This window comes from Neorhizobium galegae (assembly GCF_017877135.1).
In the GTDB taxonomy this organism is placed as follows: Bacteria; Pseudomonadota; Alphaproteobacteria; order Rhizobiales; family Rhizobiaceae; genus Neorhizobium; species Neorhizobium galegae_A.
Genome location: NZ_JAGIPH010000001.1, coordinates 1165959 through 1187356, shown reverse-complemented (window position 1 = coordinate 1187356; position 21398 = coordinate 1165959). Strand labels below are relative to the sequence as shown.

Genomic DNA, 21398 nt, shown 5'->3' with positions numbered 1-21398 from the left:
CTATGCGGCAGATGGGCGTTCACACACCGGGGGGAAGGCAGGGCGGTTCAGCCATGCTCGACGACCGTTCACGCGAAATCTTCCGGCGTATCGTCGAAAGCTATCTGGATACCGGAGAGCCGCTCGGCTCGCGCAGCCTGTCGCGGTTGCTGCCGATGTCGCTGTCACCGGCCTCCGTGCGCAATGTCATGAGCGATCTGGAAGAGCTTGGCCTCATCTATGCGCCGCATGTCAGCGCCGGTCGGCTTCCGACCCAGACGGGGCTTCGCTTCTTTGTCGATGCCTTCATGCAGGTGGGCGATCTTTCGATCGAGGAGCAGGCCGAGATCGAGCGGCAGATCCGCGCCGCCGACCGCGCCCAGCCGATGGAAAGCCTGATGACGGAGGCGACCCGCATGCTGTCGGGCGTGTCGCGCGGTGCGGGCATCGTCATTACGGCCAAGAGCGATTCCGTGCTGAAGCATGTCGAATTCATCCGGCTGGAGCCCACCAAGGCGCTGGCGATCCTTGTGGGCGAACACAACCAGATCGAAAACCGTATCATCGAGCTGCCGGCGGGTGTTACCTCCTCGCAGCTGACGGAGGCGGCCAATTTCCTCAATGCGCATCTTGCCGGCCAGACGCTGCCGGAACTGCGCACGCAGCTGAAGACCTTGAAGGACGAGGTGCTGACGGAGCTCGATGCGCTGTCGCAGGATCTCGTCAAGCGTGGTCTTGCCATCTGGTCGGGCGATAGCGAGGAGGGCAAACCTGCCCGCCTCATCGTGCGCGGCCGGGCAAATTTGCTGGAGGGCCTGGGCGGCGCCGAGGACCTTGATCGCCTGCGGCTTCTGTTCGACGATCTGGAAAAGAAGGACAGCCTGATCGAAATCCTCGAACTTGCCGAAAGCGGGCCGGGGGTTCGCATCTTTATCGGGTCCGAAAACAAGCTTTTCTCGCTGTCGGGCTCCTCGCTGATCGTCGCGCCCTACCGCGACGAGGAGGACCGGATCGTCGGCGCCGTCGGCGTCATCGGACCGACGCGGCTCAATTACTCGCGCATCGTGCCGATGGTGGATTATACGGCCCAGCTTCTGGCCCGGCTGAGCCGCAAGCCGCTCTGAGCCTTCAAACACCCCGTGACCGAAACGACCCAAGCTTAATCGGCCTGGAGTCTTGATTTTTGGGGGACAAACCTCGATATCGGGCACAAAATTCCAACCCTCTACCGGAGAACGTCATGACCGACGAGACGACCAAAAACGGACCTGACGCCACAGCGAACGAGAACACGGCGGAAGCCGTGGCCGCAGCGCTGAACGAGAGCGCGACCGAGACCGCCGAGACGCCAGCGCCCGATCCGATCGAAGTCCTTAAGACGGAAAATGCCGAACTGCGCGACCGCTTCCTGCGGCTTGCCGCCGAAATGGACAACCTGCGCCGCCGCACCGATCGCGAGATCAAGGATGCCAAGTCCTATGCCGTGACAGCCTTTGCCCGCGACATGCTGGCCGTGTCCGACAATCTGCGCCGGGCGCTCGATTCGATCCCGCAGGAGACGAAGGATGCCGGCGATGCGGGCCTCAAGGCGCTGATCGAAGGCGTCGACATGACGGAACGCTCCATGCTCTCGGCGCTTGAGCGCCACGGCGTCAAGAAGATCGAGCCGGAAGGCCAGAAGTTCGATCCGAACTTCCATCAGGCCATGTTCGAGATCCCCAACACGACGGTTGCCAACAACACCGTGATGCAGGTGGTGCAGGCCGGCTACGTGATCGGCGAGCGCGTGCTGCGCCCGGCCATGGTCGGTGTGTCGAAGGGTGGCCCGAAGGCCGCCGACATTGCAGAGGCAACGGCGGCCTCCAGCGACAGCAACTGAGCCGACGATACCCCAGAACGACAAGAGGCCCGTTTCCGACAAGGATGCGGGCCTTTTTCATGAGCGGGTCTTGTCGTGCGGTGTGCACCCCGGCCTGCACGCAGGCGGGTGAGAAGGATCAGGCGGCGTTCGACGCCTGTTCTTCATTGAGGAAGGCGTAGATGGCCGAGGCCGAATCGGTCGCACGCAGTTTCGCCACCAGCTCCTGGTCGCGAAGCACGCGGGCAATGCGTGACAAGGCCTTCAGGTGGTCGGCGCCGGCGCCTTCCGGGGCGAGCAGCAGAAACACCAGATCGACCGGTTCGTCGTCCAGCGCCTCGAAATCGACGGGTGTTTCAAGCCGTGCAAACAGGCCCTTGATCGAGCCGATCGTGCCGAGCTTGCCGTGGGGAATGGCGATGCCATGGCCGACGCCGGTGGAGCCCAGCCGCTCGCGCTGCAAGATGACGTCGAAGATCTCCCGCTCCGGCACGCCGGTGAGTTTGGACGCTCTTGCTGCCAGTTCCTGCAGCAATTGCTTCTTGGAATTCACCTTGAGGGCCGGGAGGATCGCATCTTGCTGCAACAGGTCTGCCAACGCCATTCTTTTCATCCTTCTGCCCCCGAAGGGGATTGGGAGTGCCCGAAGGCACTCCCGTCAGGCTATCCCTTGATACTGGCGGCGTCGATCCAGCCAATATTGCCGTCGTTGCGGCGATAAACAATGTTCAACTGCTTGCCCGGATTCCGGAAAAACAGAACGGGTTCGTCAGTCATGTCGAGCGCCATCACGGCGCTTGCGACGGTCATGGTCCTCAAAGGCTTGGAGCTTTCCGCCACGATCGTGGGCGCAAAGTCCTCCGGCACTTCGTCTGCTTCGTCAGGCACGCTGTCCATCACCGTATAGGCGATTTCGGCGTAGCCATTCTGGCTTTCGCCAGCATGGTGGTCGCGCAGCTTGCGCTTGTAGCGGCGGATGCGCTTCTCAATGCGCACAGCCGCTGCGTCGAAGCTCACCTGCGGATCATTGGCCTCGCCTGCGGCATGCAGCACGATCCCGGTGTCGAGATGAAGCTTGCAGTCCGTTGCAAATCGGGAGCCGGATTTCTCAACGATCACCTGCCCCGAATAGCCTCCGTCATAGTACTTTGTAACCGCCTCCCCGATATGGTCTTCGATCCGTTTTCTGAACGATTCGCCGATTTCCATATGCTTTCCGGATACACGCACACTCATGGAATTCTTTCCTTCTTGTCGTGACTTGCGGTGCCAGTCTACGTCAAGCGGTCCACTCATCCAAGCGTCTCTCGCATGGCTAAGCCGATTTCAATCTCGATTGCCCTTTATCAAGTGTTACCCTTGGGGCGACCCTGTGCTGAATTGCCGGTGCGGCGCGCTTCTAGCGGCGCACGCCCTGAAAGTCAACGCTTCGGGCACCACTTGTGCGCTCGCGCACGAAACCGGGGCCGGACAACAAAGGGGTCGGGGTGGCCGCTCTGCCTTCGGGGCGGCGGTCGAATCGTGAACGGACGTGATCAGCAGGCGGCAAGTTTTGCGCGGGCGCGCTTTTCGCGCCTGCGCTGCACGGAGGAGGGAATGTTCATGGCTTCCCGATACTTGGCGACCGTCCGCCTCGCCAGTTCGACGCCGGTGCTTTTCAGGCTGACGACAATGTCGTCGTCGGACAGAACGGCGTCCGGGCTTTCCTTTTCGATGAGCAGCCGGATGCGGTGACGCACCGCTTCGGCCGAGTGGCTGTCGCCGCCTTCGGCCGAGCTGATCGAGACGGTGAAGAAATATTTCAGTTCGAACAGGCCGCGCGGCGTCAGCATGTATTTGTTGGAGGTGACGCGGCTCACGGTCGATTCATGCATCTTGATGGCATCGGCAACCGTCTTCAGGTTGAGCGGGCGCAGGTGATCGACGCCATGAAGCAGGAAGGCATCCTGCTGGCGCACGATCTCGGTTGCCACCTTCATGATCGTCTTTGCGCGCTGGTCGAGGCTGCGGGTCAGCCAGTTGGCCGTCTGCATGCATTCGGAGAGAAAGTTCTGGTCCTCCCCGGGCCGCGTCGCCTTTTTCGACACCGTCTGGAAATAGGCCTGGTTGACGAGAACCTTGGGCAGCGTGTCCGGGTTCAGTTCCACCAGCCAGCTGCCGTCGGTGCTTGCGCGCACGACGATATCGGGCACGATCGCCTCGGAAATTCCCGTCTGGAAGCTGGCGCCGGGACGCGGGTTTAGCGCACGGATTTCCGCCAGCATGTCCATCAGGTCCTCGTCATCGACACCGCAGATCTTGCGCAGGCTTGCAAAATCGCGCTTGGCGAGGAGGTCGAGATGCGCCACCAGCGCCGCCATAGCCGGATCGAAACGGTCCTTCTGGCGCAGCTGGATGGCCAGGCATTCACTCAGCGAGCGGGCAAAGACACCGGGCGGATCAAGCGTCTGGGCAGCCGACAGGACGGCGTCGACGGCCGCAGACGTCGTGCCGAGCCGGGCGGCCATGTCGGCCATGTCGCCATGGAAATAGCCGTTCTCGTCCAACTGGTCGATGAGATGCTGGACGATCAGCATGTCGGCCGGCCGCGACAGGAGAAACGGCGCCTGCTGCATCAGGTGGTCTTTCAGCGTGACCACACCGGCGACGAAATCATCGAGATCGTAGCTTTCGCCGGCATCGGCGCCCGGCATGGATTTCCACTGGCTGATCAGTTCGGGGGCGTCGGCGCCGCGCGGGGCGACGTCATCCTGGAAGACGTTTTCGAAATTGGCGTCCAGCCGCTCGCTCAGCTGTTCGTGGCGCGCCGAGCCGTTGTCGAACCAGTCGGCATCGCTGCCGCTGTCGGAAGCCTCGCTCTGCATCTCGCTGAGAGAGGGTGCGCCGTCGCCATAGGTTTCGGCAGGTTCGGCATAGTCGCTGCCTGTTGCGCCATCATTTGGCGCAATTTCCAGCAGGGGGTTCTTTTCCACTTCCTGCGCGATGAAGTGATTGAGCTCGATATGGGTCATCTGCAGCAGCTGGATGGACTGCATCAGCTGCGGCGTCATGACGAGCGATTGGCTTTGACGCAGGAAAAGGCTGGCGGATAATGCCATGGCGGACGCTGAACTCCCGTACAAATCCCCCTTTCGCGCCCTTTGTCATCGACACGCAGGATCACACAGAGCACTTGGCCCAAAAATTGCTTTTTTAATAGATTTGGTCAAGCGCAGAGGTGACGGGAAAGTAAATTTCTTGTCAGCTCTATGTCAGAGACTGAAATTGTCGCCCAGATAGAGGCGGCGGACATCGGCATTGTTGACAATATCTTCAGCGCGTCCATGCGTGAGCACTTCACCGGCATGGATGATGTAGGCGCGATCGATCAAACCCAATGTCTCGCGCACATTATGGTCGGTTATCAGAACGCCAATACCGCGCGCCGTCAAGTGACGGACGAGATTCTGGATGTCGGAGACCGAAATCGGGTCGACGCCGGCAAAGGGTTCGTCGAGCAGCATGAAGGCAGGGTCGGTCGCAAGTGCGCGGGCAATTTCCAGGCGCCGGCGCTCGCCGCCCGAAAGCGCCACCGCCGGCGACTTGCGCAGGCGTTCGATGTGGAATTCCTCAAGCAGTTCATCAAGCTTGCGCTCGCGCTTCTGTCGGTCGCGCTCGTGCACTTCCAGGACGGCGCGAATGTTTTCCTCAACCGTCAGGCCGCGAAAGATCGAGGCTTCCTGCGGCAGGTAACCGACGCCGAGGCGCGCGCGCCGGTACATCGGCATGCGGGTGACGTCATTGCCGTTGATGGCAATCATGCCCTCGTCCACTCCGACGAGCCCGGTGATCATGTAGAAACAGGTGGTCTTGCCGGCCCCGTTCGGTCCAAGCAGGCCCACGGCCTCGCCCCGGCGCACGATCATCGAGACGCCGTTCACGACACGGCGCGTATCGTAGGTCTTCGACAGGCTGTGCGCAATCAACGTGCCTTCGTACCGCGCCTTGTCGCGCGGGTCGAAAGCTTCGGTCGCGTCCGCCTTGGGACGCCTTGAAAACAGGGACATCGTGATGTTCGGTTTCTTTACGGCTTCGGCTGCTGCTGCGGGCGGGACTTCGGGTCGAGCATGATCTCGACGCGACCGCCGCAGCTGTCGAGCTTGGCTTCGCCGGTGTTCATGAGAACCGTCAGCTTGCAGCCCTTGAACACGTTGGGGCCATCCGACAGCACGACCTGCTTGCCGGTCAGCACGAAGGTCTGGCTCGCCATGTCGAAGACGCCATTGTCGGCGGTCGCCTGCTGCGTGCCCGAGGTCAGCAAAACCTTGTTGTCGATGAAGATCTTGTCGATATCGGTCTGGCCGGACGAAACGGTGCTGCCTTCACCCTTGTACAGCACGATCATGGAGCCGGAATGCATGGTGGTCGCGCCCTGCACAACCTGCACGTTGCCGGTGAAGTAGGCTTTCTTTTCCTCGTCCTTGATCTCGAGCTGATCGCTCTGGATCTGGATCGGCTGATCCTTGGACAGCTTCATGCCGTCCATCTTTTTCGTCGTCGTCTGCGCCGATGCCGTTGTGGCAAGACAGGCGAGCGCCAGGCCGGCGATCAGCCGGGCGGCAAAGGGATGTGCGGTTTGGCGGCAAAGGGTCATGGGGCCGGGCTCTGGTTGCCTTGGTTGGTGAGAGCGGCGCCCGCCAGATTGACCTGGACCTGACCCGCGAAGGTGATGGTACGTCCCTTATCCGACATCTTCATCGACTGTGCAACAATGGAGGCCTTGTCGGTTGTAATCTTGACGGGATCCTTGCTTTCCATGGTGCTCTGCGGCACGTCGAGGAAGGCGGTCTGGAAATCGGCGGTGATGCCGTTGCTGAGGTTCACCTGGAAGGGCTTGGTCATGTTGAGCCGATCCTTCGAGCGGTCGAAGATGCCGCCCTGCGCCGTGACGCGGGCAATCACGTCGGCATTCATCGGCATCGCCGCCTTGACGTTTTCGAGCGTGATCATGTTCTGGTCGGCCAGATCCTGCAAGGCTCGCGTCGCCGTCAGCGAGTAGCTGATGCCCTTTTCATTGCGTCCGGCAATCGCCGGGCTCTCCATGACGATCTTGCCGTCCTCGATCGTGGCGCTCTGGATGGTGAGATTTTCAGGCAGGTAGGTGCGCACGACCGACACGGCGATGAAGATCGCCGAAATCACGGTTGCTGCGACGGGCAGCAGTACCCGGAGCCTGCGCACGCGTCTGGAATGCGCCATCGCTGCCTGGTAGGCATTGGCGCGCAGATCGGTGACCGTGGAGCTGGGCTGTGTCGTCGTTTTCTGCAGCATTGAAACCTTTGGGCCTCCCGGTGCAGGACGTCTGCGCCAGGGGGAGGCGAAATTGGGTGGACTTCCTCCAACTCCAATATGGCTTTTCTCCATCAAGAAACAATAAAGGCCGACACAATTTCGTGTAGCGCCGGCCCGGTTGCGTGCCATTCTTGTCTGTATGCGGCTTCAAGGACACGGTAGACGTGCTTTCCGCAACGAGGATTTATGCGGCCGCCCTGCCATGCTATGAGCAATCCCGGTCGGAGCGGACCGGTGCCGTCCTTGTCTGGATGGCAGGCGCGACAGAGTGAAACAAGCGAGGACCTTATGGACCAACTGGCCATTGCCGATCGGCGGATGCTGCGACGCAAGCTTACCTTCTGGCGGGTGGCGGCTGCCCTGCTCGTCGTTGCCATCGGTTTTTCCGTCTACCGCTATGCGGCAGGCGGCAGCAGCACGGTTGCCCCCCATGTGGCGCGCGTCGAGATCTCCGGCATGATCACCGATGACGACGAGCTGGTGGAGCGGCTGGAGAAGATCGCCAAGAACAGCCAGGCCAAGGCGCTGGTGGTCTCCATTTCCTCGCCGGGCGGCACGACCTATGGCGGCGAGCGCATCTTCAAGGCACTGCGCGCCGTGGCGGCCGAAAAGCCCGTCGTCTCCGATATCCGCACGCTTGCCGCCTCTGCCGGCTACATGATCGCATCTGCCGGCGACAATATCGTGGCCGGCGAAAGCTCGATCACCGGCTCGATCGGCGTCATCTTCCAGTATCCGCAGGTACAGCCGCTCCTGGAAAAGCTCGGCGTGTCGCTCGACGAGATCAAGTCGGCGCCGCTGAAGGCCGAGCCTTCGCCCTTCCATCCGGCCAGCGACGACGCAAAGGCAATGATCCGCGCCATGGTGATGGACAGCTATGACTGGTTCGTCGATCTGGTGGCCAGCCGGCGCGGCATGAGCCGCGACGAAGTTCTCAAACTTGCCGACGGCACCATCTTCACCGGTCGCCAGGCGCTGAAGGTGAAGCTGGTCGACCAGCTTGGCGGGACCCCCGAGATCCGTCGCTACCTTGCCTCGCGCGGCGTGGATGAGACGCTGCCGATCGTTGAATGGAAGAAGACGGACGATTCCTCCTTCCTGTCGCTCGCCTCTGCCGCAGGCCTTGCCGGATTGACGCGTCTCGATGCCGGCGCGGTGTCTGACACCCTTCGCAGATGGGGCGCGGGAAACTTGTTCCTTGACGGTCTTGTCTCGGTTTGGCAGGTTGGGCGCCAGTGAAAGTCTAATCCTTTCAGGGGGAAATCGTGATCAAGTCAGAACTGGTGCAGATCGTCGCGGCACGAAATCCGCACCTCTATCACCGCGACGTCGAGAATATCGTGAATGCGGTTCTGGACGAGATCACCGATGCGCTGGCGGCCGGCAATCGTGTCGAGCTGCGCGGCTTCGGCGCGTTTTCCGTGAAAAACCGCCCGTCGCGCTCCGGCCGCAATCCGCGCACCGGCGAGACGGTGTTTGTCGAGGAGAAGTGGGTGCCCTTCTTCAAGACCGGCAAGGAACTGCGCGAGCGGCTGAACCCTGATCTGGCGGACGAGGAAGACGAAGACGGCGATTGATCGCGGTCTCCTGCGGCCCGACTTTTTTAGGCCTGCCTTGAAAGCGCCGGGTCGGGCTCTATCATCGTCTTCCATCACGGCACCGCAGCCTGCGGTGCATTCTGCATGATATTTGCCAGGAGCCATCGATGAACCGCGTCAAGAAAATCGTCAGTCTGGTGGTTTTCGTGCCGCTGGCCATCGTGTTGATCGTGCTGTGCGTGGCCAACCGGCAGGTGGTGACGCTGGCGCTCAACCCGTTCGAACCGCAGGACACGGTTCTGGCGCTGAGCGGCCCGTTCTTCGTCTTCCTGTTTCTGGCGGTGATCTTCGGCATGCTGCTGGGCTCGATCGCCACCTGGATCGCGCAAGGGAAATACCGCCGCCAGGCCCGCATCGAGGCGCGCGAGGCGCTGAAGCGCCATCAGGGCATGCCGGCCGGCAGTCCGGCGCAGGCCAGCGCCCGCACGTCCTCTTCCCTGACGCTTCCGCCCGCCAAGGGCTGAAGCGCCGGGCGGGCGGTGTCTTTCAAAGATCGCTCTCGCGCTCGCCAACCGCCGCATTGAAATTGGCGAAGAACTGCTGGGCGAGCTTCTGCGACGTGGAGCCGATAAGGCGCGAGCCGAGCTGCGCGAGCTTGCCGCCCACCTGCGCATCCGCCTTATAGCTCAGAATGGTGCCGTCGCCGTCCTCGTGCAGGACCACATCGGCATAACCCTTGGCAAAGCCGGCAATGCCACCCTTGCCTTCGCCCGAAATGCGATAACTCTCCGGCGGGATGATGTCGAGCAGCGTCACCTCGCCGCTGAAACTGGCCGAAACCGGTCCGATCTTCACCTTTACGGTCGCTGCAAGCTCGGTCGGCGATGTCTGCTCCAGCGTCTGGCAGCCCGGAATGCACTGGCGCAGGATGTCCGGGTTGTTCAGCGCGGCCCAGACGATGGCGCGCGGCGCGGCAATGCGTTCTTCTCCAACAATATCCATGGCTCTCCTCCCAAAGTGCCGTGCGTCCGCAAGAGGGAGCCGGTGCGCGCAGAAACGCGGTGTCCGTTCGACCTTGCTCCCTGACGGCCGTTCACCTTCCTGTATCGCAGACGGGAAAGCGCTTTGCCAAGGGGGCTGCCAGTGCTATTTGCTCGCATCAGCCCAAAGACCAACGGACACGATGCGTTGAAGAAGAAATTTGAGCGGCGCGAGCCGCGTTCCCCGAAAAAATCCGGCGAGCCGCAAGGCCGCGGGCGCAGCGACGGCCGGGCGCTGGCAAAGGGTTTTGCCCCGTCGTCTGGAACGGCAGCGTCAAAGCCGCTCGCTAAACCCCTTGCAAAACAGCAGGCAAGACCAGCACGGCCGGATGCGGAGGTCGCAGCGCCGGCGGAAACCCGTCCGCTGATCTTGCGGACGGGCGAGCGCCCGCCCGAGCGCGTGCCTGTCATTCTTGCCTCGCAGGCGGCCGGCGATTTTCACCTGATCGACAGTGGCGCGGGCCTGAAGCTCGAGCAATATGGCCCCTACCGCATCGTGCGCCCGGAAGCGCAGGCGCTCTGGCAGCCGTCGCTGGACGCCTCCGTCTGGGACAATGCCGATGCGATCTTTACCGGCGATACGGATGAAGACGGCATGGGCCGCTGGCGGTTCCCGCGGCAGGCGCTCGGCGAAACCTGGCCGATGGCGCTTTGCGGCGTCGATTTTCTCGGCCGCTTCACCGCCTTTCGCCATGTCGGCGTGTTTCCCGAGCAGATCGTCCACTGGGCCTTCGTGAAGGAACAGGCGGAAAAGGCCGGGCGGCCGATCAAGGTCCTGAACCTTTTTGGCTATACCGGGGTCGCCTCGCTGGTGGCCGCCTCGGCAGGCGCCGAAGTCACCCATGTCGATGCCTCGAAGAAGGCGATCGGCTGGGCGCGCGAAAACCAGGCGCTGTCGCGGCTCGACAAGGCGCCGATCCGCTGGATCTGCGAGGATGCGATGAAGTTCATCCTGCGCGAGGAGCGCCGGGGCAATCGCTACGACATCATCCTTGCCGATCCGCCGAAATTCGGACGCGGCCCGAATGGCGAAGTGTTCCATCTCTTCGAACAACTGCCGCTGATGCTCGACGTGTGCCGCGAAATCCTGTCGCCGAACGCCATCGGCCTGGTGCTGACGGCCTATTCGATCCGCGCCAGCTTCTATTCGATCCATGAACTGATGCGCGAGACGATGCGCGGGGCAGGCGGCGTGGTCGAATCCGGCGAGCTGGTCATCCGCGAGGCGGGGCTTGACGGCCAGACGGCCGGGCGCACGCTTTCCACCTCCCTCTTCAGCCGCTGGGTACGCACATGACATATGACGACCGCCGGCCGGGAACGGGCCGGGTAGGGCAGGTGAAGGAAGTCACCAGCCTTGCCAATCCGATCATCAAGGACATCAAGGCGCTGTCCAACAAGAAGGACCGCGAGGAAACCGGCACCTTCATGGCGGAGGGCCTGAAGCTCGTCATCGACGCGCTGGAACTGGGGTTCGAGATCCGCACGCTCGTCTATGCCAAGGCGGCGAAGGGCAAGCCGCTTGTCGAGCAGGTGGCCTCCAAGACCGTGGCGCGCGGCGGACTTGTGCTGGAGGTCAGCGAGAAAGTCCTGTCCTCCGTCACGCGGCGCGACAATCCGCAAATGGTCGTCGGCATTTTCGAACAGCAGTGGAAGCGCCTGTCCGACCTGCGGCCGGACCTCGGCCAGACCTTCGTGGCGCTGGACCGGGTGCGCGATCCCGGCAATCTCGGCACGATCATCCGCACCGCCGATGCCGCCGGCGCCTCGGGCGTCATCCTCGTCGGCGAATGCACGGATCCCTATTCGCTGGAAACCGTGCGCGCCACGATGGGATCGATCTTTGCCATGCCGCTTTACCGCGCATCCCCAGCCGAATTCATCGGCTTTGCCGGAAAATCCGGCGCGCAGGTGGTTGCCACGCATCTAGCGGGGGCGGTGGATTATCGCACCATCGATTACAAGCGAAAACCGACCATTCTCCTGATGGGCAACGAGCAGTCGGGCCTGCCGGACGATCTGGCGAAGGCGGCCGACCGGCTGGCGCGCATTCCCCAGCAGGGGCTTGCCGATTCGCTCAATCTGGCGGTTGCCACAGCCGTCATGCTGTTTGAGGCCCGCCGTCACCTGCTCAGCCTGGAGGCCCGATGACCGAGCCCGCCGCCCACCGCACACTCCTGTCGCGGCCCCTGCCGATTGCCCTCTTCATCGGCCTTGCCGTTCTTCTCGACCAGCTGATCAAGCTTGCGGTGGAGGCCTGGCTGCCTCTGCAGGAGGCCGTGCCGCTTCTGCCGGTGCTTGCGCTGTACCGGACCTATAATCTCGGCGTCGCCTTTTCCATGCTGTCGGAGATGGAGGGATGGTTCATCGTCTCGATGCGCCTTGCCATCGTCGTCTTCGTTCTCTGGCTGTGGCGCCGCACGCCGAAGGACCGGGTCTTTGCGCATCTGGGATTTGCACTGATCATTTCCGGAGCACTCGGTAATATTCTCGACCGCCTATTTTATGGGCATGTTGTAGATTATATTCTCTTTCACACGCAGACCTGGTCTTTTGCTGTGTTCAATCTTGCCGACAGCTTTATAACGGTGGGGGCGGGGTGCGTCATTCTTGACGAACTTTTGGGGTCTAGACGCAAACGCACATAAACTTTACGGTTGAAGTGGTAAGCGTTTGGAAGGAACTTGTGCTAACCATGAGGCCTGCGCCTATGCGCAGATCATCATGGCTGGTTTGGAAGCGCTTTCTTTATCCGACCGAACTGGCAGACCGAACTGGCAGGATGGATCGTGAAGTAGATCCTGCGGAGTGAATGAGCGCAATGAGCCGTTTCCTGACAGAGGCCGGGGATTATCTTGAAGACGGGTCGGTACATGCGCCGGAGGCTTCGGCCGGCATTGCTCCTCTTGCGTTCCTGTCCAGTCAGGATCTGTTTTCCAACCCCGCGCTGGTGCGCACCGAAGACGGTGTCGTGAAGGGCTCCAATCGGACCTTCCGGCTTTTGACGGGCTTTAGATCGCCTGAAGGGCATTTGCTGGACGAACTGGGCATTGCGCTTGCGCCCGAACCGCTTCTGCATCCCAAGGACATCGAAATCCCGACCGTCGAGGGGCTGCGCATATTTTCTTGGCGGGATGTCGTGCTGCAGGATCCAGTCTCGCAGGCGATTCTCGTCTATGGCAGCGGCCGGGATGTGACGGCCGAGCGCGATGCGGCCCATCAGCGCGAGGAAGCGCGTCTGCATGCGGAAGAGGAAAGTGCCGCGAAAACCCGGCAGATGGCGACGGTCGTCCACGAATTGCGCACCCCGCTCACCGGCATTTTAGGCATGAGCCATCTTCTGGAGCAGACCAGCCTGACGCTGGAGCAGAAGAACTATATCGGCGCCGTGCATCAGGCCGGTCTTGCCATGGCGCAGCTCGTCGATGATCTTCTCGACTTCGCCACGCTGCAGGCCGGTCGCTTCCGGCTGAACAGCCGCGCTGAAAATCTGCGCCAGCTGCTGGAAAGCGTGGTGGAAATGCTGGCGCCACGCGCCCATGAAAAATCCATCGAGATCGGCTCGACGGTTGCCTTTGACGTGCCGACCCTGATGGACTTTGATCCCGCACGCCTGCGCCAGGTGCTGTTCAACGTCATCGGCAATGCCGTGAAGTTCACCCAGAAGGGCGGCGTGTTGACACGCGTCGGCATGGACGGCGCACAGGTGGTGATCACCGTGGCCGATACCGGGCCCGGCATGACGACGGAAGCGCAGCAGAATATCTTTGCCGAGTTCGAGCAGGTGGGCGAAGCGGTGGAGCGCAGCGGCGGAACGGGCCTCGGCCTTTCCATCGCCACCCGCATCCTCAATGAATTCGGCGGATCACTGTCGGTGGCGAGCGAAAAGGGCAAGGGCACCACCTTTACCATTCGCTTCCCGGCAAGCTTCGTCAAGGCGGGCAACGAAGGCAATGACCGCATGCTGCTGCTGCGCTCGTCACGCGTGCTCCTGATTGCGCCGACCGGTCCGGCGGCCGCGGCAACCATTGCCACGATCGAAACGCTCGGCGGTCGTTGCCGCCATGTCCGTACGCTTGCCGAAGCGGAGCACACGATCGGCCAGCTAGCGCGGCAGGGCATGGCCTTTACCGACATGATCGTCGATCACCGCACCGTGGGGACAGTTGCCTCGCTTGCGCATATGCAGGGCATGCGCCGCATCCTGCTGGTGAGCCCGGAGGAGCGCGCCGCGCAGCCCTGGGACAGTTACGATGCCTGGCTGATCCGGCCGCTGCGTGAACAGTCGCTGGTCGACGTGCTGCGCGGCAGACTGGGCGGAGGCGAGGGGCGTTCACCGTCAGCCATGCGCACGCAAGCCTCCCCGCAGACCACGATCCTGGCGCGCCGGCAGCTCTCCGTGCTGCTCGCCGAGGATGATCCGGTCAGCGCCATGATGGTCGGTTCGATCCTGAAGAGGGCCGGTTGCGTCGTGCATCATGTATCGGATCTGGCAGCGCTTCGCGACGCAGCGCTCAGCGAGCGGCATCCCGATCTCATCATTTCCGACATTCATATGCCCGGCGGCGATCTGGCTCAGGTGCTGCCGCTCCTGGCCAATGGCCGCAAGACTGGTTCGCGCGCGACGGCCCCGGTCCTCGTCCTCAGCGGCGAGATGGATGCCGTGCTGCAGAACAAGATGCTGGCACAGGGCGCGCGGCGCGTGCTGCAGAAGCCCATCGATCCGCAGGAGCTCCTGCGCGAGGTGGAGCTGGTTATGGCCGCGTCCGCCTGATGCGGTGATAAATCTGTTTCAGCCTTTCTTTTGCCGGAATTCGGTTTGTCACGTTGCTGTTGCACTTTGATGTTCTATGAAGACATTCATCAGAGACGGACGAAGCGTCATGACTATCGAATTGCTTGATCGCGACATCGCGTTTGGCGCCGAGCAGAGCCCGTCGCGTGCGCCGGCGCGCACGGATGTGCTCGGCCGGATCGGCAGCCTGGAAACGCGGCTTGCCCGCAACCCCCGTGAGGTGGATGCGGCCCAGGCGCTGCGCTACCGGGTGTTCGTCGAGGAAATGCAGGCGCAACTGCCGCCCGAGGCCATGCGCCGCGCCCGCGATGTCGACAGTTTCGACGATATCTGCGACCATCTTCTGGTGGTCGACACAGCGCTGGACGGCGATCCGGAAGACCAGATCGTCGGAACCTACCGGCTCTTGCGCCAGGATGTGGCGATCAACCATGGCGGTTTCTATTCGGCATGCGAGTTTGATATCGATCCGCTTCTGGCACGCCATCCGGACAAGCGCTTCATGGAGCTTGGCCGCTCCTGCGTGCTGCCGCATTATCGCACCAAGCGCACGGTGGAACTGCTGTGGCAGGGCAACTGGGCCTATGCGCTCAAACACAATATCCATGCCATGTTCGGTTGCGCTTCGTTTCCGGGCGTGCGGCCGGAGGAACATGCGCTGGCGCTGTCCTTCCTGCATCACACCGTCTGTGCCAAGGGCGACTGGGCAGCCTCTGCCAAGTCCGATCTGTTTTGTGAAATGGACCTGATGCCGGCCGAAGCGATCAACCCGAAGCGGGCGTTGATGTCGATGCCGCCGCTGGTGAAGGGCTATCTGCGGCTGGGCGCCATGGTTGGCCACGGCGCCGTCGTCGACCAGGCGTTCAACACCACCGACGTGCTGGTCATCCTGCCGATCGAAGCCATTTCCGGACGCTATATCAACTATTACGGTGCCGATGCCGGCCGGTTTGCCAGCTGATCCCTGGCTGGCAGAGACCCGGGTGGCACGTCGCCAGTCTACGCTTCAAACCAGCCGGATTGCCCCGCCATACTGCGCGATCGTTCGATCCGCAGTCAGAAGCGTCATGCCTTCATGAGCGCTCTGGGCAATCAGGATCCGGTCGAACGGGTCCTTGTGGATGGGGGGGCAACGAACTGAGGGCGAGCGCGTGGAGCGCTGATACAGGAAGCTCCATAAAGCCGTTGTCCAAGAGCGCTCGATGGAGAACAGGCGGTTCAAGCCGGAAGTCGACCTTCTTGAGTGCCTTCTTGATCGTCAACTCCCAGATGCTGGCTGAGCTGAAGAACAGCATGTTTCGGTCATCTTCGAGAATGCTGCGCGTCTCCGCGGTCAATTCCGCTGCATCCTCGGCAAACCATGCCAGAATGTGTGTGTCAGCGAGAACTCTCATTTGCCATAGAACATGTCTTCGATTTCTTTGGCATAGATGCTGTCAAAATCGTCAGGCAATGATGCCTGGCCTTTGAGGAAGCCCGCGCGGCGCTTCTTCTTCGGAGCATCTTCCACTGGCACCACCTTGACCACAGGCTTGCCATCCTTTTCAATGATGAAGGCTTCGCCGTTTGCCGCCTCGTCGACGAGGCTGGACAGCTGTGAGCGGGCTTCCTGCAGGCTGACCGTCTTCATGGGTGTTCCCCCGTATGGGCCGTGGGGCCGAGTGTAGCCCACACGGGGGATGTCCGGCAAGAAAGATCAGGACCCGGCGTTATAGGCGGCGATCGCTGCCATGTTCACGATATCGCTGTCCTTGGCGCCCATCGAGGTGATCTGCACCGACTTGTCGAGACCGACGAGCAGTGGGCCGATCAGTGTCGAGCCGCCGAGCTCCTCCAGCATGCGGGTGGAAATGGCAGCCGAATGGATGGCGGGCATGACGAGCACATTGGCGGTGCCGGAGAGACGCGTGAACGGATACTGCTCCATGCGGGTGGCATTGAGCGCAATATCGGCCCCCATTTCGCCGTCATATTCGAAATCGAGACGGCGCTGGTCGAGGATTTTCACTGCCTCGCGCACCCGCTCCGACCGTTCGCCGCGCGGCTGGCCGAAGGTGGAATAGGCAAGCAGCGCAACGCGCGGCTCGTATCCCATGCGCCGCGCCATGCGCGCGGCTTCCACGGCGATATCGGCGAGATCCTCGGCCGTCGGCATGTCATGCACCGCTGTATCCGTCACGAAGACGGTGCGGCCGCGCGAGACGACGAGCGAAACGCCGATGACCTTGTGGCCGGGTTTGGCATCGATGCAGCGGCGCACGTCAGACAGCGCCGTGGCGTAATTGCGGGTCGTGCCGGTTACCATCGCATCCGCATCCCCCAGCGCCACCATGCAGGCGGCAAAGTGGTTGCGGTCGTTATGGATGAGGCGCTGCACGTCACGCAGCAGGTACCCCTCGCGCTGAAGCCGTGCATAGAGATAGTCGATATAGGCCTCGACGCGGGTCGAAAGGCGGGCATTGACGATCTCGATGCCGGGGCGGTCCAGTTCGATGCCGGCGCGTTCGGCCGTGGAGCGGATCACGTCGTCACGTCCAAGCAGGATGGCGGTGCCGAGCCCTTGCGCGATGAAGGAGACGGCGGCGCGCATGACCTGCTCTTCTTCGGCCTCCGCAAACACCACGCGCTTGGGGCTGCGGCGCACCTGCTGGTAGATGCCCTGCGTGGTTGCCGCAATCGGATCGCGCCGGGCCGAAAGTTCCCGGCCGTAGCCGTCGAGGTCTGCGATCACCTTGCGGGCCACGCCGCTGTCGATGGCGGCCTTGGCGACGGCCACCGGAATGGCGGAGATCAGGCGCGGATCGAACGGCACCGGAATGATGTATTGCGGCCCGAAGCGCGGGCGCACGCCCTGATAGGCCGCGGCCACATCATCCGGCACGTCCTGGCGGGCGAGGTCTGCCAGCGCATTGGCGGCGGCAATCTTCATCGCGTCGTTGATCTGGCTTGCCCTGACGTCGAGCGCGCCACGGAACATATAGGGGAAGCAGAGGACGTTGTTCACCTGGTTCGGATAGTCCGAACGCCCGGTTGCCATGATCGCGTCGTCACGGATGCGCGCCACTTCCTCCGGCGTGATTTCCGGATCGGGGTTGGCCATGGCAAAGATGATCGGCTTGTCCGCCATCGAGCGGATCATGTCTTCGCTGAAGGCGCCCTTCTGCGACAGGCCGAGCACGACGTCTGCGCCGTTCATGGCCTCTTCCAGCGTGCGCCGGTCGGTTTTCACCGCATGCGCGCTCTTCCACTGGTTCATGCCTTCGGTGCGGCCCTGGTAGATGACGCCCTTGGTGTCGCAGAGGATGATGTTTTCGGGCGCAAAGCCCATGGCCTTGATCAGCTCGATGCAGGCGATGGCGGCAGCGCCGGCGCCGTTGCAGACGAGCTTCGTCGTCTTGAGGTCACGTCCGGTCAGTTCCAGCGCGTTGATGAGGCCGGCAGCGGCAATGATGGCGGTGCCGTGCTGGTCATCGTGAAAGACCGGGATGTCCATCAGTTCGCGCAAGCGGCTTTCGATGATGAAGCATTCCGGCGCCTTGATGTCTTCCAGGTTGATGCCGCCGAAGGAAGGACCGAGATAGCGCACGCAGTTGACGAACTCGTCGACATTTTCCGTGTCGACCTCAAGGTCGATGGAATCGACATCGGCAAAACGCTTGAAGAGAACGGACTTGCCTTCCATGACGGGCTTTGAGGCAAGCGCCCCCAGATTGCCAAGCCCGAGAATGGCGGTGCCATTGGAGATGACCGCCACCATGTTGCCGCGCGTGGTGTAGTCATAGGCGGTGGCCGGATCGGCAGCGATCGCCTTGACCGGCACGGCGACGCCCGGCGAATAGGCGAGCGACAGGTCGCGCTGGGTCGCCATCGGCTTGGTCGGCGTGATCTCCAGCTTGCCGGGACGGCCGCTACTGTGGAAATCGAGCGCCTCCTGTTCCGTCACCGAAGCGCGCTTGCGGGGCTCGCCCGAGGTCGGGCGGGTTTCCTTGGCAGACATGTCTCCTCCTCCAGCATGTTGTGGGCATCGCCCAAGTTTCAGGCGCGCTCTGTTGTATTGTCGGGGGCATAACCGATAGTGTCGCAGGTCACGCCACGCAACAGAAAACGGCCGGGAAACCTTTGGAACGCCTTACTTCAGATGTCTGGAATACAGCCGAACTGATCACGGCCGAAAGCCGCGCTTCGGCCACGCCGATGATGGAACAGTTCATCGAGATCAAGGCGAATAACCCCGACTCGCTGCTGTTCTATCGCATGGGCGATTTCTACGAGCTTTTCTTCGAGGATGCCGTGGAAGCCTCGCGGGCGCTCGGCATCACGCTCACCCGCCGCGGCCAGCACATGGGGCAGGATATCCAGATGTGCGGCGTGCCAATCCATGCGGCCGACGATTACCTGCAGAAGCTGATCGGGCTCGGCTATCGCGTCGCCGTCTGCGAGCAGGTGGAAGATCCGGCTGAAGCGCGCAAGCGCGGCTCCAAGTCGGTCGTGAAGCGCGATGTGGTGCGACTGGTAACACCGGGCACGCTCACCGAAGAGAAGCTGCTTTCGCCGTCGGAATCCAATTACCTGATGGCGCTCGCCCGCATTCGCGGTGGCACCGAGACGCAGATGGCGCTTGCCTGGATCGACATCTCGACCGGCATTTTCCGGGTTGCCGAAACCACGCCGCTGCGCCTGCTTGCCGATATCCTGCGCATCGAGCCGCGCGAACTGATCGTGCCCGACACCGTCTTTCACGATCCGGACCTCAAGGCGACATTCGATATCCTGGGACGCGTTGCGGTGCCGCAGCCGGGCGTGCTGTTTGACAGCGCGACGGCGGAAGGGCGCATCACGCGCTATTTCGGTGTCGGCACGCTGGACGGGTTCGGCACGTTTTCGCGCAGTGAACTCGCCGCTGCCGCCGCTGCCGTCGCCTATGTGGAAAAGACGCAGATTGCCGAACGGCCGCCGCTCAGCGCGCCCGAGCGCGAAAGCGGCGCCTCGACCCTCTTCATCGATCCCGCCACCCGGGCAAACCTTGAACTGACGCGCACGCTGTCGGGCGACCGAGACGGATCGCTGTTGAAGGCGATCGATCGTACCGTGACCGGCAGCGGCGCACGGCTGCTGGCCGAGCGGCTGATGTCGCCGCTGACCGATCCCGTCGTCATCAACGGCCGGTTGGATAGTGTCGCCTTCCTCATCGACGAGCCGTCGCTGTGCTCGGATCTGCGGGCGGCGCTGAAGCATGTGCCGGACATGCCGCGTGCGCTGTCCCGTCTTGCGCTCGACCGGGGCGGCCCGCGCGATCTCGGCGGCATCCGCCAGGGACTGTCCGCGGCCCGACAGGTGGTCGAGCGGTTTTCCGGCGCGCTCTTGCCAGAGGAACTGTCGGCGGCCCTCACCGACCTGCAGGCGCTGCCCTTTGCGCTGGAGCAGCAACTGGGTGCCACGCTTGCCGAGGATCTGCCGCTCCTTAAACGTGACGGCGGCTTCGTGCGTGATGGCGCCGATGGCGAACTGGACGAGGTACGGGCGCTGCGCGACCAGTCGCGTCGAGTGATTGCCGGCCTTCAGCTGCAATATGCCGAGGAAACCGGCATCAAGTCACTGAAGATCAAGCACAACAACGTGCTGGGCTATTTCATCGAAGTGACCGCCGGCAATGCCGGGCCGATGATCGATACACCGGAGGCAAAGGCCCGCTTCATTCACCGCCAGAGCATGGCGAATGCCATGCGCTTTACCACGACCGAGCTTGCCGATCTGGAAAGCCGCATCGCAAACGCCGCAAACCAGGCGCTGACCATCGAGCTTGCCGCCTTCGAGACGATGACGAAGGCGGTGCTGGCCAGTGCCGAGGCAATCAAGGCCGGCGCCCGCGCGCTTGCCGTCATCGATGTCGCCGCCGGGCTTTCGCTGCTGGCTGACGAATGGAACTATTGCCGTCCGCAGGTGGATGGTTCGCGCCAGTTCAACATCGAGGGCGGCCGCCATCCGGTGGTGGAGCAGGCGCTCAGGCGCCAGTCGGCGAGCGCCTTCATCGCCAATGATTGCGACCTCTCGCCCAACAGCGATGGCGGGTTCGGGGCGTTGTGGCTGCTCACCGGCCCGAACATGGGCGGTAAATCGACCTTTCTGCGCCAGAATGCGCTGATTGCGATCCTTGCCCAGATGGGCTCTTTCGTGCCAGCAGCGTCGGCCCAGATCGGCGTGGTCGACCGGCTGTTTTCCCGCGTCGGCGCGTCTGACGATCTGGCGCGTGGCCGCTCCACCTTCATGGTGGAAATGGTGGAAACCGCCGCCATCCTCAATCAGGCGACCGACCGCTCGCTGGTCATCCTCGACGAAATCGGCCGGGGAACCGCCACCTTCGACGGTCTGTCGATTGCCTGGGCCGCCGTTGAGCATCTGCACGAGGCCAACCGCTGCCGGGGCCTGTTTGCCACGCATTTCCATGAACTGACGGCGCTGTCTGAAAAGCTCGGACGGCTGTCGAATGCCACAATGCGGGTGAAGGAATGGGATGGCGACGTCATCTTCCTGCATGAGGTGGGACCCGGGGCTGCCGACCGCTCCTACGGTATCCAGGTGGCAAAGCTTGCCGGCCTGCCGGAGGCGGTCGTGTCGCGCGCCCGCGATGTGCTGAACAAGCTTGAGGATGCCGACCGCAAGAACCCGGCAAGCCAGTTGATCGACGATCTGCCGCTCTTCCAGGTGGCGGTGCGCAAGGAGCAGGAGAAGCGCGGACCCTCCAAGGTCGAAGAAGCACTGAAGGCCATCAACCCCGATGACATGACCCCGCGCGAGGCGCTGGATGCGCTTTATGCGTTGAAGAAGCAGCTCGAGGCAAAATAATCGGGCGACTGTCA

At 62.5% G+C, this 21398-nt stretch carries 20 protein-coding genes; 11 read left to right on the top strand and 9 right to left on the bottom strand.

Annotated features, from left to right (window positions below; translation table 11 throughout):
• Positions 1-11 precede the first annotated feature (11 nt).
• The gene (gene hrcA, locus J2858_RS05820) at positions 12-1103 is read left to right on the top strand and encodes a heat-inducible transcriptional repressor HrcA (protein ID WP_210103753.1); all 1092 of its coding nucleotides are present in this window, start codon (positions 12-14) and stop codon (positions 1101-1103) included.
• A 116-nt stretch (positions 1104-1219) separates the two neighbouring features.
• Positions 1220-1858: a nucleotide exchange factor GrpE gene (grpE, locus tag J2858_RS05815; RefSeq protein WP_210103752.1), complete on the top strand. Its 639-nt coding sequence runs from the start codon at positions 1220-1222 to the stop codon at positions 1856-1858.
• Positions 1859-1976: 118 nt separating this feature from the next.
• Here grpE and ptsN read toward each other — a convergent pair whose 3' ends face one another.
• The 6 genes from ptsN to lptC form a co-directional block, all read right to left on the bottom strand.
• Positions 1977-2441 carry a PTS IIA-like nitrogen regulatory protein PtsN gene (ptsN, locus tag J2858_RS05810; RefSeq protein WP_210103751.1) on the bottom strand — a complete coding sequence of 155 codons (465 nt, stop codon included), beginning with the start codon at positions 2439-2441 and terminating at the stop codon, positions 1977-1979.
• A gap of 59 nt (positions 2442-2500) precedes the next feature.
• Positions 2501-3073, bottom strand: a complete 573-nt coding sequence (gene hpf, locus J2858_RS05805) for a ribosome hibernation-promoting factor, HPF/YfiA family (RefSeq protein ID WP_210104154.1) — start codon at positions 3071-3073, stop codon at positions 2501-2503.
• A gap of 299 nt (positions 3074-3372) precedes the next feature.
• Positions 3373-4935: an RNA polymerase factor sigma-54 gene (gene rpoN / locus J2858_RS05800; protein WP_210103750.1), complete on the bottom strand. Its 1563-nt coding sequence runs from the start codon at positions 4933-4935 to the stop codon at positions 3373-3375.
• Between the two features lie 153 nt (positions 4936-5088).
• Complete coding sequence (gene lptB / locus J2858_RS05795; protein ID WP_210103749.1) at positions 5089-5883, bottom strand: LPS export ABC transporter ATP-binding protein; 795 nt, start codon at positions 5881-5883, stop codon at positions 5089-5091.
• Positions 5884-5900: 17 nt separating this feature from the next.
• Positions 5901-6470 carry an LptA/OstA family protein gene (locus tag J2858_RS05790; RefSeq protein ID WP_210103748.1) on the bottom strand — a complete coding sequence of 190 codons (570 nt, stop codon included), beginning with the start codon at positions 6468-6470 and terminating at the stop codon, positions 5901-5903.
• Positions 6467-7147 (bottom strand): LPS export ABC transporter periplasmic protein LptC, encoded by a 681-nt coding sequence (gene lptC / locus J2858_RS05785; RefSeq protein WP_210103747.1) that lies wholly within the window; start codon positions 7145-7147, stop codon positions 6467-6469. The genes J2858_RS05790 and lptC overlap by 4 nt, the downstream gene beginning before the upstream one ends.
• A gap of 309 nt (positions 7148-7456) precedes the next feature.
• On the opposite strand from lptC, the gene sppA reads away from it, so the two are divergent.
• The 3 genes from sppA (at position 7457) to J2858_RS05770 (ending at position 9230) form a co-directional block, all read left to right on the top strand.
• Complete coding sequence (gene sppA / locus J2858_RS05780; protein ID WP_210103746.1) at positions 7457-8407, top strand: signal peptide peptidase SppA; 951 nt, start codon at positions 7457-7459, stop codon at positions 8405-8407.
• Positions 8408-8433: 26 nt separating this feature from the next.
• On the top strand, positions 8434-8745 hold the full coding sequence (locus J2858_RS05775; RefSeq protein WP_210103745.1) for an integration host factor subunit beta: 312 nt from the start codon (positions 8434-8436) through the stop codon (positions 8743-8745).
• A 128-nt stretch (positions 8746-8873) separates the two neighbouring features.
• Positions 8874-9230 carry a DUF1049 domain-containing protein gene (locus tag J2858_RS05770; protein ID WP_245365548.1) on the top strand — a complete coding sequence of 119 codons (357 nt, stop codon included), beginning with the start codon at positions 8874-8876 and terminating at the stop codon, positions 9228-9230.
• Positions 9231-9252: 22 nt separating this feature from the next.
• Here the strand turns inward: J2858_RS05770 and J2858_RS05765 are convergent, their stop codons facing one another.
• Positions 9253-9708 carry an SRPBCC family protein gene (locus tag J2858_RS05765; protein WP_210103744.1) on the bottom strand — a complete coding sequence of 152 codons (456 nt, stop codon included), beginning with the start codon at positions 9706-9708 and terminating at the stop codon, positions 9253-9255.
• Between the two features lie 186 nt (positions 9709-9894).
• On the opposite strand from J2858_RS05765, the gene J2858_RS05760 reads away from it, so the two are divergent.
• The 5 genes from J2858_RS05760 (at position 9895) to J2858_RS05740 (ending at position 15502) form a co-directional block, all read left to right on the top strand.
• The gene (locus tag J2858_RS05760; RefSeq protein WP_432443258.1) at positions 9895-11043 is read left to right on the top strand and encodes a class I SAM-dependent methyltransferase; all 1149 of its coding nucleotides are present in this window, start codon (positions 9895-9897) and stop codon (positions 11041-11043) included.
• Positions 11040-11897: a TrmH family RNA methyltransferase gene (locus J2858_RS05755; RefSeq protein WP_210103743.1), complete on the top strand. Its 858-nt coding sequence runs from the start codon at positions 11040-11042 to the stop codon at positions 11895-11897. Before J2858_RS05760 ends, J2858_RS05755 begins: the two co-directional genes overlap by 4 nt.
• On the top strand, positions 11894-12394 hold the full coding sequence (gene lspA, locus J2858_RS05750; protein ID WP_210103742.1) for a signal peptidase II: 501 nt from the start codon (positions 11894-11896) through the stop codon (positions 12392-12394). The genes J2858_RS05755 and lspA overlap by 4 nt, the downstream gene beginning before the upstream one ends.
• A gap of 173 nt (positions 12395-12567) precedes the next feature.
• A complete protein-coding gene (locus tag J2858_RS05745; protein ID WP_210103741.1) occupies positions 12568-14520 on the top strand; it encodes a hybrid sensor histidine kinase/response regulator in 1953 nt (650 codons plus the stop codon).
• A 109-nt stretch (positions 14521-14629) separates the two neighbouring features.
• Positions 14630-15502, top strand: a complete 873-nt coding sequence (locus J2858_RS05740; RefSeq protein ID WP_210103740.1) for a GNAT family N-acetyltransferase — start codon at positions 14630-14632, stop codon at positions 15500-15502.
• A 429-nt stretch (positions 15503-15931) separates the two neighbouring features.
• Here J2858_RS05740 and J2858_RS05735 read toward each other — a convergent pair whose 3' ends face one another.
• Complete coding sequence (locus tag J2858_RS05735; RefSeq protein WP_210103739.1) at positions 15932-16171, bottom strand: type II toxin-antitoxin system Phd/YefM family antitoxin; 240 nt, start codon at positions 16169-16171, stop codon at positions 15932-15934.
• Positions 16172-16237: 66 nt separating this feature from the next.
• The gene (locus J2858_RS05730; protein WP_210103738.1) at positions 16238-18538 is read right to left on the bottom strand and encodes an NADP-dependent malic enzyme; all 2301 of its coding nucleotides are present in this window, start codon (positions 18536-18538) and stop codon (positions 16238-16240) included.
• A 197-nt stretch (positions 18539-18735) separates the two neighbouring features.
• On the opposite strand from J2858_RS05730, the gene mutS reads away from it, so the two are divergent.
• Positions 18736-21384: a DNA mismatch repair protein MutS gene (mutS, locus tag J2858_RS05725; RefSeq protein WP_210104152.1), complete on the top strand. Its 2649-nt coding sequence runs from the start codon at positions 18736-18738 to the stop codon at positions 21382-21384.
• The last annotated feature ends 14 nt before the right edge of the window (positions 21385-21398 follow it).